Raw genomic sequence first — 12325 nt, 5'->3', positions numbered from 1 at the left:
AACAATGTCTCAACAAATTACAGTTGTTGGTTTAGGAAACTATAGTCTTGAAGAACTGCCATTGGGCATATATAGAACGTTACAATCAGCTGATAAAGTATATGCAAGAACAATAGAACACCCTGTCGTGAATGAATTAAAAGAAGTGAATTGGGAAAGCTTCGATTATATTTATGAAAAGCATGATCATTTTATAGATGTATATAATGAAATTGTAAATACGTTAATCGATAAGTCTCGAAATGAAGAGGTTATTTATGCAGTTCCTGGAGACCCGATGGTGGCAGAAACGACGACTCAATTTCTATTAGAAACAGATGCTCAAGTAAAAATTTTAGGTGGTAAAAGTTTTCTTGATGATATGTTTAGAGCGATTAAAATAGATCCAAACGATGGTTTAACATTATTAGATGGTACAAACCTAGAAGAAAAGATGTTAAATATAAGAACAAACACGATTATTACACAAGTTTATGATCAAATGGTAGCATCTGATGTTAAAGTCACTTTAATGGAGCGTTATCCAGACGAACATATAGTTAGTTTAGTTACAAATGCAAGATTGGGAGAAGCTGATGTTATTACGTGTCCATTATATGAAATTGACCACCACGCATCACTATCTAATTTAACAAGTTTGTTTGTACCTAAGATAACGGACGATAATGAAATGTATAATGATTTTCAGTATTTGGAAAAAACAATAGATACACTTGTATCTGAAGATGGATGTCCATGGGATAAAGTGCAGACTCATGAAACGTTAAAACGTTATATAATTGAAGAAGCATTTGAATTAATTGAAGCAATCGATGAAGATGATATAGACCATATGATAGAGGAATTAGGTGATGTTTTATTACAAGTCATGCTGCATTCTGCTATTGGGAAGAAAGAAGGATACTTTGATATTAGAGAAGTAGTTGGTGTTTTAACGAGTAAAATGGTCAGAAGACATCCTCATGTGTTTGGAGAAGAAAAAGCAGATAGCTTAGATGATCTACATGAAATTTGGCAAAAAGAAAAACAAAAAGAAGGAAAAGTAAAACGTGAAAAATTGGAAAAAATATTTGCTGATTACTTTTTGAAGTTGTATGATAAAACCAAATTAGACAGTTTAAATGAAAAAGAACTTAAAGCATTAATTAATAGAGGGGATTTGAAACTTTGAGATTAGATAAATACTTAAAAGTATCGCGTTTGATTAAACGTCGAACATTAGCTAAAGAAGTAAGCGATCAAGGCAGAGTTAAAATAAATGGACAAACTGCTAAAGCTGGCACAAATGTTAATGTAGATGATGAATTAGAACTTAAATTAGGTAATCGTATTATTGTAGTGAAAGTAACAGGGCTTTCTGAGCATGCTAATAAAGAGAATGCAAAAACAATGTTTGAAGTTGTCAAAGAAGAGAAAATACAAGATTCTATATAAATAAGGAGGTATTCTTATGGCGCAAAAAATTAAAAATTTAGATAATGAATTTACACAGTCACAAAACAAAAAAAAGAAAACTGTCAATAAAACGCGCCAAGTGGTACGAAAAAGATTAACCTTGTTTGGTGGAATTTTGCTACTTATCATTATCATCATGATTATTATGTTGTTTTTGCAAAAAAATCGTAATGAAGAGTTAGTGCAAGAACGTAAAGAAAAAGCTGTAACTTATGAAAAATTACAGGATCAAGAAATAGAGTTGAAAGAACAAATAAAACGTTTAAATAATAAAGAATATATTGAAAAATTAGCAAGAAGCGAATATTTCCTTAGTAATGACGGTGAAATTATATTTAAATTACCAGAAGACAAAAAAGATTCAGAAAAAGACAAATAATCTATATATGACGTTGTATAATTTTGTATAGAAGCATATAATAAGGTTAAAGTGAAATTATATCAGGAGGATACAGTAATAATATGTCAATTGAAGTAGGCAATAAAGTCAAAGGGAAAGTTACAGGTATTAAAAATTTTGGTGCGTTTGTTGAATTACCTGAAGGGAAAAGTGGCCTTGTGCACATCAGTGAAGTCGCTGATAACTACGTAGAAAATGTTAATGACCATTTATCTGTAGGCGATGAAGTAGAAGTTAAAGTATTAACAGTAGCGGATGACGGCAAAATTAGCTTATCTATTAAAAAAGCTAAAGAACGTCCGAAACGTCAAGCGCCAAAGAAAGAAGCAAAGCCTGAAGACTTTGAGAAAAAATTATCAAACTTTTTAAAAGATAGTGAGGATAAGTTAACGTCTATTAAGAGACAAACTGAATCACGTCGTGGCGGTAAAGGTGCAAGACGATAATTGATTATAACTAAAAGAGGCTAATAACTTGAGCCTCTTTTTATTTTGAGATAATCAATTGAATTTATAGATTGAGGTGTGTAACAATGCTCGAGATAACTTGGGAACATGATGATAATTTAGCATTGGCTGTTTCAACTGGGATAGATAGTATGTCGTTATTACATTTACTAAATACGACGTACAAACACACTTACCAAAAATTGATTTGCTTACATGTAAATCATGGCTTAAGAAAAGAGTCGCAAGATGAAGCGAAATTTATTGAAGAATTTTGTGAAGAACATAATATTGAAATATATATTAAAACATTAGACTTGTCTGATGTAGTGCAACAAAATAAAAGTATTCAAGATGTATCTAGAAACATGAGATATGAATGGTTTGATCAAATAATGAAAGAAACCAATAGTACGATTTTATTAACAGCACATCATCTAGACGACCAAAAAGAAACCATAGCATACCGACTGTTTTCAGGTAGAATCGGTCGATCTTCACTTGGTATTTCTAAAAACCAAACTAGAAATGGTTATAAAATCATACGTCCTTTTTTAAATATATCCAAATCAGAATTAAGACAATATCAACATGAAACTCAATTTACTTATTTTGAAGATCAATCCAACCAAGATACTAAATATACAAGGAATTATATTCGCAACAATATTTTACCTATAGTTGATGAACGAGATGAATTATCAACTTCTCATTTAGTTACATTGAACCAATGGATGGATGATGCTCGGGATTTAGTAAATCAACAAGCACAAGTGTTTATAAACAATGAGGTTGTTCAAGGGTCTAAAATAGTAATAGACCGTCATAAATTTAATGATTTAAACCCACTTATAAAAATTCAGATTCTCGATAATTTGTTAGGAAAGTATGTTCAACGTCAATTTAGTATGAAGGCTTATCGAGAATGGCTCGACATATTTCATAATCAAAAAAAACAATCCGTTATTCCAGTATCTGATGATTGGCAGTTTATTGTAGCATATGATAAATTATTACTATGTAAAGATATTGAGTTCAATGTAAATTCTATATATATTGATAATGATGAGCAATTTATATTTGGGAATTGGGTGATTGAAGCTAAACGATTATCGTCTCCTTTATTTGTAAGAACAAGAGAGCCAGGAGATCGTATTCAGTATTATAACCGGGGAAATAAACAACACAAAAAAGTAAATAGAATCATGATAGACAACAAGATGGATATACATAAACGTGATTACTGTCCGATTATTGTTAACGAGGATGATATTGTAGCAATAGGGGATATTTGGATTGATTCTAACTTTAAAAATGTATTAACTATCACTTATATTGGAGATGACTTTTAATGAAAGATTCGATTAAGTCTGTTGTTTTATCTGCAGATGAAATTCAAGAAAGATGCAAAACACTAGGAAAGCAAATCACAGAAGATTATAATGGAAAAACACCTATTTGTATAGGAATCCTTAAAGGGTCCATTATGTTCATGACAGATTTAATCAAAAATATTGATACGCATTTAGAAATAGATTTCATGGATGTGTCAAGCTATCATGGTGGAACAGAATCAACTGGAGAAGTTAAAATTTTAAAAGACTTAAGTACATCAGTTGAAAATAGAGATGTGATTATCATCGAAGATATTTTAGAAACGGGTACAACTTTAAATTCAATAGTTGATTTATTGAAATACAGAAATGTTAATTCTATTGAAATTGTGACACTATTAGACAAGCCAATGAAGCGTAAAGTGGATATTGAAGCTAAATACGTCGGCGAAAAAATTCCAGATGAATTCGTAGTGGGTTATGGATTAGATTTTGCTGAGAAATATCGTAATTTACCGTATATTGGAACGTTAAAACCTGAAATCTATGAATGATTAGTTAAGTAAGGTTAATTACTAGCGTGTGAAATTATAAATGTGGTAAAATTTTTGTTAGTTTTATTAATTGAGTAGGAGGACAAATTGAATGCAAAAAGCTTTTCGAAATATATTAATGATTGCGCTTTTAGCTATCGTCCTATTTGGTGTGTTCCAGTTCATTAATGGCAACGGACAATCACCAAAACAACTTACATATAATGAGTTTATGACGAAGTTAGAAAAAGGCGATTTAAAAACGTTAACTATTCAACCAGAACAAAATGTTTATATGGTTAGCGGTGAACTAAAAAAAGGTAAAGATGAAAAATATACATCTTCAATCCTATTTAACAACCAAGATGATCTGAAAAAAATTACAGAAACAGCCGATAAGCAAAGTGACTTGAAATTCAATGTCAAAGAAGAAGAAAAACAAAGTGTGTTCGTAAGTGTGTTAACGACACTCATCCCTGTTTTAATTATTGCATTTTTATTTATATTCTTCTTAAGCCAAATGCAAGGCGGCGGTGGCGGTGGCGGCCGCGTTATGAATTTTGGTAAATCAAAAGCCAAACTTTATGACGACCAGAAAAAACGCGTTAGATTCTCTGATGTAGCAGGTGCTGACGAAGAGAAACAAGAATTAGTGGAAATTGTAGATTTCCTTAAAGATAATCGTAAATTCAAGAAAATGGGCGCACGAATACCTAAAGGTGTTTTACTAGTTGGTCCTCCAGGAACAGGTAAAACTTTACTTGCAAGAGCTGTTGCAGGTGAAGCTGGAACACCGTTCTTTTCAATAAGTGGTTCTGACTTCGTTGAGATGTTCGTTGGTGTCGGTGCAAGCCGTGTTCGTGACTTATTCGAAAATGCTAAGAAAAATGCTCCATGTATCATCTTTATTGATGAAATTGACGCTGTAGGTCGTCAACGTGGCGCAGGTGTTGGCGGTGGACACGATGAACGTGAACAAACACTGAACCAATTATTAGTTGAAATGGATGGCTTCGGTGAAAACGAAGGTATCATTATGATTGCAGCTACTAACCGTCCTGATATTCTTGACCCAGCATTATTACGTCCTGGACGTTTTGATAGACAAATTCAAGTTGGTCGTCCAGATGTTAGAGGTCGTGAAGCAGTACTTAAAGTACATGCTCGTAATAAACCTTTAGATGAAACAGTAGACCTAAAAGCAATTTCACAAAGAACACCAGGATTCTCAGGTGCAGATTTAGAAAACTTATTAAATGAAGCATCATTAGTTGCTGCTCGTACAAATAAAACTAAAATTGATATGCGAGATATAGAAGAAGCTACAGACAGAGTTATCGCTGGACCAGCCAAGAAGTCACGTGTTATTTCCGAAAAAGAAAAAAATATTGTGGCTTTCCATGAAGCGGGACATACAATTATCGGTTGTGTATTAGATGAAGCTGAAATGGTTCATAAAGTAACAATCGTTCCTCGCGGACAAGCTGGTGGATATGCAATGATGTTACCTAAAGAAGATCGTTACTTCATGACTGAACCAGAACTATTAGATAAAATAGTTGGACTATTAGGTGGTCGTGTTTCTGAAGAGATTAACTTTGGTGAGGCATCAACTGGTGCACATAACGACTTCCAACGTGCTACTAGTATTGCACGTAAGATGGTTACAGAATACGGTATGAGTAAGAAATTAGGTCCGTTACAATTCGGTAGCTCAGACAGTGGACAAGTATTCTTAGGTAAAGATATGCAGTCTGAACCAAATTATTCAGATCAAATTGCTTATGAAATTGATTCAGAAGTACAACGTATTATTAAAGAACAATATGAACGTTGTAAACAAATTCTTACAGAGCATAAATCTCAATTAGAGTTAATTGCTAAAACATTACTTGTTGAAGAAACGTTAGTCGCTGAACAAATCCACTCATTATTTAACGAAGGAAAATTACCAGAAGTTAAATACGATGATTCTCACTTAGAAGAAGACAATGAACCTGACGAAGATAAATATGAAGGTGACTTAACACAACAAGAAGGCACATTAGATGTCGAAGATGACAAAATTGGTAAATCTTACGAAGAGGTTAAAAAAGAAGAATCTCATAATTCGAAAGATGAACAAGAATCTGATGAAGAAAAATCTAATGATGAGCCAGCACATAAAGAAGAACCAAATATCGATGATTTAGGTGACAATAAACCTACAGATCGTAAAGAATAAATTTATACAAGTCCCTTTCAATAGTTTGATTGAGAGGGGCTTTTTTTAAAGAAGGAGTATATTTATGACAAAAGATTATTTAGTAAGAGCATTGGCATTTAATGATGAAGTACGTGCTTTTGCTGTACAGACTACAAATACAATTCAAGAAGCTCAAACAAGACATTACACATGGCCAACTGCTTCTGCTGCATTGGGAAGATCGATGACAGCAGGCGTGATAATGGGTTCAATGTTAAAAAATGAAGAGAAATTAACGATTACTATCGACGGAGGCGGACCTATAGGTAAAATTATGGTAGATGCTAATGCTAAAGGTGAAGTTAGAGGTTATGTTCAAAATCCTCAAACTCATTTCCCGTTAAATGATCAAGGTAAATTGGACGTAAGACGTGCAGTAGGTACAGATGGTATGTTAAGCGTCGTAAAAGATATTGGGCTAAAAGACTATTTCACAGGTTCTACACCGATTGTTTCGGGAGAACTTGGCGAAGACTTTACTTATTATTTTGTTACGAGTGAACAAGTTCCATCAGCTGTTGGACTAGGTGTACTGGTAAACCCAGATAATTCTATTAAAGCAGCAGGCGGGTTTGTTATTCAGCTTATGCCAGGTGCTTCTGAAGAAACGATTGAAGCGATTGAAGAAAAAATTAATCAAATGGAACCTGTCTCTAAATTGATAGATAGAGGCCTTTCACCAGAAGAATTAATTGAAACGGTGTTAGGAAAAGAAAACATAAGAATAATTGATAACATGGAAGTAGAGTTCAAATGTAATTGTTCAAGAGAAAAATTCTTAAATGCAATTAAAGGTTTAGGAGAGGCAGAAATCGACTCAATGATAGAAGAAGATCATGGAGCTGAAGTAGAATGCCATTTCTGTAGGACGAAATATAATTTTACAGAAGAAGATTTAATGTCACTTAAAAAATAAATGTAAAAAGTAATTTAGTAAATACTTTCACTTTAAGGCGTATTTTGTTATAATAAGTATATCCGATAAAGAAACTAAGATATGAAATTGAAAATACTGACTAGGAGTGAATTATAAATGGCTAAGAGAGTAAATAATATTGTTGAATTAATTGGAGATACACCTGTTGTTAAATTAAATAGAGTAGTGGAAGATGGTTCGGCAGATGTTTATGTAAAATTAGAATATCAAAACCCGGGTAGTTCAGTTAAAGATAGAATCGCTTTAGCGATGTTAGAAGCTGCTGAAAAAGAAGGCAAAATTAAACCGGGCGATACTATTATAGAGCCTACATCTGGTAATACTGGTATCGGTCTAGCAATGGTAGCAGCTGCAAAAGGTTACAAAGCAGTATTTGTTATGCCGGACACAATGAGTAGTGAACGTCGTGCGCTATTAAAAGCTTATGGTGCCGAATTAGTATTGACACCTGGAGCTGAAGGAATGAAAGGTGCTATCAAAAAAGCAAAAGAACTCAAAGAAGAAAAAGGCTATTTTGAACCACAACAATTCGAAAACCCAGCAAACCCTAAAGTTCATGAATTAACAACTGGTCCAGAATTAGTTGAACAATTCGAAGGTACAGAAATAGATGCTTTCTTAGCTGGTGTCGGTACAGGCGGAACATTAACTGGTGCAGGTAAAGTGCTTAAAGAAAAATACCCTAACATCCAAATCGTAGCTATTGAGCCTGAAGATTCTGCTATATTAAGTGGCGGAAACCCAGGACCACATAAACTACAAGGTTTAGGTGCAGGGTTTGTCCCAGACACTTTAGATACAAAAGTTTATGATGATGTTATTAAAGTAGGAAATGAAGAAGCGATGGAAATGTCTAGAAGAGTTGCTAAAGAAGAAGGGATTCTTGGCGGTATTTCATCTGGTGCTGCTATAAAAGCTGCATTGAAAAAAGCAAAAGAATTAGGTGAAGGTAAAACAGTTGTTACAGTATTACCAAGTAACGGTGAACGTTACCTATCTACACCATTATATGCTTTTGAAGACTAATCATTTATAATTTTATAATGTATTAACTTTTAATTACGAATCACGTCTAGAATAAATAACTTAAATAAGTTATTTCATTTAGGCGTGATTTTTTAAATTTGTTATAATAAGTTTATCTATGTAAAAGGTAGGTTTTCTATTGTGAAAAATACGAAAGTTATGGGTATTTTAAATGTGACGCCAGATTCTTTTTCTGATGGTGGTTCTTATAATAGTGTTGAAAATGCTAGAGCACATGCTGAACAATTAATAAGTGAAGGTGCAGATATTATAGATATTGGCGGTGTTTCAACACGTCCTGGACATACTAAAGTAACGTTAGAAGAAGAAGAATTGAATAGAGTTATACCTGTAATAGAAGCATTAAATGATTTAGATGTTCAATTATCGGTAGACACGTTTAGAAGCCAAGTTGCAGAAGAATCGTTAAAACGTGGTGTAACGATGATTAACGATCAATGGGCTGGGTTATATGACCCTGAAATATTTAATGTTGTTGCGAAATATGATGCCGAAATTATTTTAATGCATAATGGGGACGGCAACCGAGAAATGCCAGTGATGGATGAATTGCTATTATCTTTATTGAAACAAGCAAATCAAGCAGAAATAGCAGGAATACCCGAAAAAAATATTTGGTTAGATCCTGGTATTGGATTTGCTAAATCAAGAGAAGAAGAACGTATAGTAATGTCGAGGTTAGATGAATTAGTAGCAACAGGTTATAAAGTGATGCTGGCTACAAGTAGAAAACGTCTCATCAATGATTTACTAGGTGGAAATATAGATGTGAAAGAGCGTGATGAAGCAACTGCAGCAACGACAGCTTTTGGAATTGAAAAAGGTATTCATGCTGTACGCGTACACAACGTAAAAATGAATAAAAGAGTTGCGCAAACTATTGATGCTTTGAAAGGGATATAAAATATGGATAAAATTATACTAGATGGCATGTCTTTTTATGGATATCATGGAGCATTTAAAGCTGAAAACGAATTAGGGCAGATATTTTTAGTAGATTTAGAATTGAAATTAGATTTATCTGAAGCTGGAGAAACAGATGATTTAGAAAAGACTGTAAACTACGGTGAAGTATTCGAGATTGTTAAAGAAATAATGGAAGGCGAACCAGTACAATTAATTGAACATCTCGCAGAACGTATTGCAAAACAATTATTTTCGCACTATAATCGAGTATTGGAAACTAAAGTAAAGATTACGAAAAATAATCCGCCAATTCCGGGACATTATAATGGTGTTGGTATTGAGATCGTGAGGAAGAGATAAATGCATACCGCATATTTAGGTTTAGGAAGTAATATAGGAGAGAGGGAACTTCAATTAGAACAAGCTGTTACATTTTTAAATTCAGAAGAAGGTATCAAAGTAACGCAAGTATCTCCAATATATGAAACAAAACCGGTAGGATACACAGAACAACCTGATTTTTTGAATATGTGTATCGAAATCTCAACTGAATTAGAAGCATTAGACTTGTTGAAAGTATGTATGATGGTTGAGCAACAATTACATCGTGTTAGAAATGAACGATGGGGACCACGTACCATTGATATTGATATATTATTATATGATCAATCCGTTATTCAATCACCAGACTTAGAAGTGCCACACCCAAGAATGACAGAAAGAGCATTTGTGATGGTACCACTTAATGATATCGCCTCAAATGTTGTTGAACCAATATCCAAAAAATATATTTGGGAGCTATTGCCAAACGACGAACAAGTAGTAAAGTATAATAAAGAAAGAGGTTAGACCATGTGGGAAATAGGAAATGAAAAAACATGCTTCATGGTACTTAAAAGATGTAAGAGGTAGAGTTAGAAAAGTTATAAATCAAACAAATACAAGAGATGAGTTAGTAAGTATTCTTGAACAATTTGTTGAAGAGCAACAACAAGAAATAAGTGCAATTTAATTAAGGAGTGGAAGATCATGTCAGAAGAAATGAATGACCAAATGTTGGTTCGAAGAGAAAAACTACAAGAATTAAGAGATTTAGGTATTGATCCATTCGGGCAGAAATTTGTAAGAAGCGGAGATTCTGTTACTTTACATAAAGAATGGGACGAATTTACAAAAGAAGAACTTCAAGAAAAAGAAGAAGAGTCTTCAGTTGCTATAGCTGGACGTTTGATGACTAAAAGAGGTAAAGGTAAAGCAGGATTTGCTCATGTTAAAGATATAACAGGACAAATTCAAATTTATGTTCGTAAAGACCAAGTCGGTGAAGAACAATTTGAAATTTGGAAACATGCTGATTTAGGAGACATAGTTGGAATTAAAGGTGTTATGTTCAAGACAAATACTGGTGAATTATCTGTTAAAGCGAAAGAATTCGTAGTATTAACTAAGTCTTTAAGACCTTTACCAGATAAATATCATGGTTTACAAGACATTGAACAACGCTATCGTCAACGTTACTTAGACTTAATTACAAGTGAAGAATCAACAAAAACATTCATTACACGTAGCCAAATTATTCAAGAGATGAGAAATTACTTGAACCAAAAAGGTTTCTTAGAAGTTGAAACACCAATGATGCATCAAATAGCAGGAGGTGCTTCAGCACGTCCGTTCGTTACACATCATAATGCTTTAGATGCTACTTTATACATGAGAATAGCAATTGAATTGCACTTAAAACGACTTATTGTTGGTGGTTTAGAAAAAGTATATGAAATCGGAAGAGTATTCCGTAATGAAGGTGTGTCAACGAGACATAACCCTGAGTTCACTATGATAGAGTTATATGAAGCTTATGCAGACTATAATGATATTATGGATTTAACTGAAGCAATGGTCGCTTCAATAGCTGAAAAAGTACTTGGTTCTGCTACAATTCAATATGGAGAAGAAACAATCGATCTAGCTTCAAAATGGAAGAGATGGCACATGGTAGATGCTGTCAAAGAATATACAGGAGTAGACTTCTATGAAGTTAAAACTGATGAAGAGGCACATGAATTAGCAAAACAACATAATATAGAAGTAGAAGATCGTATGACATATGGTCATATCTTAAATGAATTCTTCGAACAAAAAGTAGAAGAAGAATTAATTCAACCTACGTTTATTTATGGACATCCAATTGAAATATCACCATTAGCTAAGAAAAATCCAGAAGATCCACGATTTACTGATCGCTTCGAACTATTTATAGTTGGTAGAGAACACGCTAATGCATTTACAGAATTAAATGATCCAATCGATCAACGTGAAAGATTTGAAGCACAAGTGAAAGAAAAAGATCAAGGTAATGATGAAGCACATGAAATGGATGAAGATTTCATCGAAGCATTAGAATATGGTATGCCGCCGACAGGTGGATTAGGTATTGGTATTGACCGTTTAGTTATGCTATTAACAAATTCAGCATCAATAAGAGATGTACTATTATTCCCATATATGAGACAAAAATAATTTTATGTTCGGCAATAACCTTTAATAATAAGGTTATTGCCTTTATTTTTGGTATTAAATGACATAAATAAAGCGTTAAAACGTTTTCTTATTAAAAAAACAACTTTTTTCATAAAAAGCATTGACGAAAGAATATAAATTGGGTATTATATAAAGGTCGCTGAAAACAAGCGGACGTGAATTCGAAAACTTTGTAAAGAAAGTTAACAAGGTGTAAAATTTACTATTGAAAAACATAAACTAACTCTATATAATATATAAAGTAAGACAAAAACGAAACAACATTGTCTGGTGGCGATAGCAAAGAGGTCACACCTGTTCCCATGCCGAACACAGAAGTTAAGCTCTTTAGCGCCGATGGTAGTTGGACTTACGTTCCGCGAGAGTAGGACGCTGCCAGGCAGTATTGTTAATTGGAGAATTAGCTCAGCTGGGAGAGCATCTGCCTTACAAGCAGAGGGTCGGCGGTTCGAACCCGTCATTCTCCACCATTTAGCCGGCCTAG

14 protein-coding genes, 1 tRNA gene and 1 rRNA gene are annotated in these 12325 nt (G+C 33.5%); all 16 read left to right on the top strand.

Features of this window, described 5'->3' with window-relative positions:
• The first annotated feature begins 4 nt into the window (after positions 1 to 4).
• The 16 genes from LQ615_RS12500 (at position 5) to LQ615_RS12425 (ending at position 12311) form a co-directional block, all read left to right on the top strand.
• Positions 5 to 1171 (top strand): MazG nucleotide pyrophosphohydrolase domain-containing protein, encoded by a 1167-nt coding sequence (locus LQ615_RS12500; protein ID WP_070045700.1) that lies wholly within the window; start codon positions 5 to 7, stop codon positions 1169 to 1171.
• On the top strand, positions 1168 to 1434 hold the full coding sequence (locus LQ615_RS12495) for an RNA-binding S4 domain-containing protein (RefSeq protein WP_016999901.1): 267 nt from the start codon (positions 1168 to 1170) through the stop codon (positions 1432 to 1434). The genes LQ615_RS12500 and LQ615_RS12495 overlap by 4 nt, the downstream gene beginning before the upstream one ends.
• A 16-nt stretch (positions 1435 to 1450) precedes the next feature.
• Positions 1451 to 1834 (top strand): FtsB family cell division protein, encoded by a 384-nt coding sequence (locus tag LQ615_RS12490; RefSeq protein ID WP_064205202.1) that lies wholly within the window; start codon positions 1451 to 1453, stop codon positions 1832 to 1834.
• 83 nt (positions 1835 to 1917) lie between these two features.
• Positions 1918 to 2301 carry a S1 domain-containing RNA-binding protein gene (locus LQ615_RS12485; protein ID WP_016999899.1) on the top strand — a complete coding sequence of 128 codons (384 nt, stop codon included), beginning with the start codon at positions 1918 to 1920 and terminating at the stop codon, positions 2299 to 2301.
• Between the two features lie 86 nt (positions 2302 to 2387).
• A complete protein-coding gene (gene tilS, locus LQ615_RS12480) occupies positions 2388 to 3653 on the top strand; it encodes a tRNA lysidine(34) synthetase TilS (protein ID WP_064205201.1) in 1266 nt (421 codons plus the stop codon).
• Positions 3653 to 4189 carry a hypoxanthine phosphoribosyltransferase gene (gene hpt / locus LQ615_RS12475; RefSeq protein ID WP_016999895.1) on the top strand — a complete coding sequence of 179 codons (537 nt, stop codon included), beginning with the start codon at positions 3653 to 3655 and terminating at the stop codon, positions 4187 to 4189. The genes tilS and hpt overlap by 1 nt, the downstream gene beginning before the upstream one ends.
• A 91-nt stretch (positions 4190 to 4280) precedes the next feature.
• The gene (gene ftsH, locus LQ615_RS12470; RefSeq protein WP_016999893.1) at positions 4281 to 6392 is read left to right on the top strand and encodes an ATP-dependent zinc metalloprotease FtsH; all 2112 of its coding nucleotides are present in this window, start codon (positions 4281 to 4283) and stop codon (positions 6390 to 6392) included.
• A 64-nt stretch (positions 6393 to 6456) separates the two neighbouring features.
• The gene (hslO, locus tag LQ615_RS12465) at positions 6457 to 7329 is read left to right on the top strand and encodes an Hsp33 family molecular chaperone HslO (RefSeq protein ID WP_239713592.1); all 873 of its coding nucleotides are present in this window, start codon (positions 6457 to 6459) and stop codon (positions 7327 to 7329) included.
• 117 nt (positions 7330 to 7446) lie between these two features.
• Positions 7447 to 8376, top strand: a complete 930-nt coding sequence (gene cysK, locus LQ615_RS12460) for a cysteine synthase A (RefSeq protein WP_064211599.1) — start codon at positions 7447 to 7449, stop codon at positions 8374 to 8376.
• Positions 8377 to 8517: 141 nt separating this feature from the next.
• Positions 8518 to 9300: a dihydropteroate synthase gene (gene folP, locus LQ615_RS12455; RefSeq protein WP_214269680.1), complete on the top strand. Its 783-nt coding sequence runs from the start codon at positions 8518 to 8520 to the stop codon at positions 9298 to 9300.
• Positions 9301 to 9303: 3 nt separating this feature from the next.
• Positions 9304 to 9663 carry a dihydroneopterin aldolase gene (gene folB / locus LQ615_RS12450; protein ID WP_016999885.1) on the top strand — a complete coding sequence of 120 codons (360 nt, stop codon included), beginning with the start codon at positions 9304 to 9306 and terminating at the stop codon, positions 9661 to 9663.
• Positions 9664 to 10152, top strand: a complete 489-nt coding sequence (gene folK, locus LQ615_RS12445) for a 2-amino-4-hydroxy-6-hydroxymethyldihydropteridine diphosphokinase (RefSeq protein WP_016999883.1) — start codon at positions 9664 to 9666, stop codon at positions 10150 to 10152.
• 19 nt (positions 10153 to 10171) lie between these two features.
• On the top strand, positions 10172 to 10315 hold the full coding sequence (locus LQ615_RS12440) for a hypothetical protein (protein WP_016999882.1): 144 nt from the start codon (positions 10172 to 10174) through the stop codon (positions 10313 to 10315).
• A gap of 17 nt (positions 10316 to 10332) precedes the next feature.
• The gene (gene lysS, locus LQ615_RS12435; protein WP_064205418.1) at positions 10333 to 11820 is read left to right on the top strand and encodes a lysine--tRNA ligase; all 1488 of its coding nucleotides are present in this window, start codon (positions 10333 to 10335) and stop codon (positions 11818 to 11820) included.
• A gap of 287 nt (positions 11821 to 12107) precedes the next feature.
• A 5S ribosomal RNA gene (gene rrf, locus LQ615_RS12430) occupies positions 12108 to 12222 on the top strand.
• A gap of 13 nt (positions 12223 to 12235) precedes the next feature.
• Positions 12236 to 12311 (top strand) — tRNA-Val (locus tag LQ615_RS12425).
• Positions 12312 to 12325: the final 14 nt, after the last annotated feature.

Source organism: Mammaliicoccus sp. C-M13 (assembly GCF_022386845.1).
GTDB classification, from domain to species: domain Bacteria; phylum Bacillota; class Bacilli; order Staphylococcales; family Staphylococcaceae; genus Mammaliicoccus; species Mammaliicoccus lentus.
The sequence above is the reverse complement of the archived record's forward strand: the minus strand, read 5'-3'. Positions and strand labels throughout refer to the sequence as shown.

Excerpts from the sequence above, each read along its gene's own strand:
- LQ615_RS12500 (WP_070045700.1), top strand. The coding sequence starts at position 5 with ATGTCTCAACAAATTACAGTTGTTGGTTTAGGAAACTATAGTCTTGAA.
- LQ615_RS12490 (WP_064205202.1), top strand. The coding sequence starts at position 1,451 with ATGGCGCAAAAAATTAAAAATTTAGATAATGAATTTACACAGTCACAA.
- LQ615_RS12485 (WP_016999899.1), top strand. The coding sequence starts at position 1,918 with ATGTCAATTGAAGTAGGCAATAAAGTCAAAGGGAAAGTTACAGGTATT.
- tilS (WP_064205201.1), top strand. The coding sequence starts at position 2,388 with ATGCTCGAGATAACTTGGGAACATGATGATAATTTAGCATTGGCTGTT.
- hpt (WP_016999895.1), top strand. The coding sequence starts at position 3,653 with ATGAAAGATTCGATTAAGTCTGTTGTTTTATCTGCAGATGAAATTCAA.
- ftsH (WP_016999893.1), top strand. The coding sequence starts at position 4,281 with ATGCAAAAAGCTTTTCGAAATATATTAATGATTGCGCTTTTAGCTATC.
- hslO (WP_239713592.1), top strand. The coding sequence starts at position 6,457 with ATGACAAAAGATTATTTAGTAAGAGCATTGGCATTTAATGATGAAGTA.
- cysK (WP_064211599.1), top strand. The coding sequence starts at position 7,447 with ATGGCTAAGAGAGTAAATAATATTGTTGAATTAATTGGAGATACACCT.
- folB (WP_016999885.1), top strand. The coding sequence starts at position 9,304 with ATGGATAAAATTATACTAGATGGCATGTCTTTTTATGGATATCATGGA.
- folK (WP_016999883.1), top strand. The coding sequence starts at position 9,664 with ATGCATACCGCATATTTAGGTTTAGGAAGTAATATAGGAGAGAGGGAA.
- LQ615_RS12440 (WP_016999882.1), top strand. The coding sequence starts at position 10,172 with ATGAAAAAACATGCTTCATGGTACTTAAAAGATGTAAGAGGTAGAGTT.
- lysS (WP_064205418.1), top strand. The coding sequence starts at position 10,333 with ATGTCAGAAGAAATGAATGACCAAATGTTGGTTCGAAGAGAAAAACTA.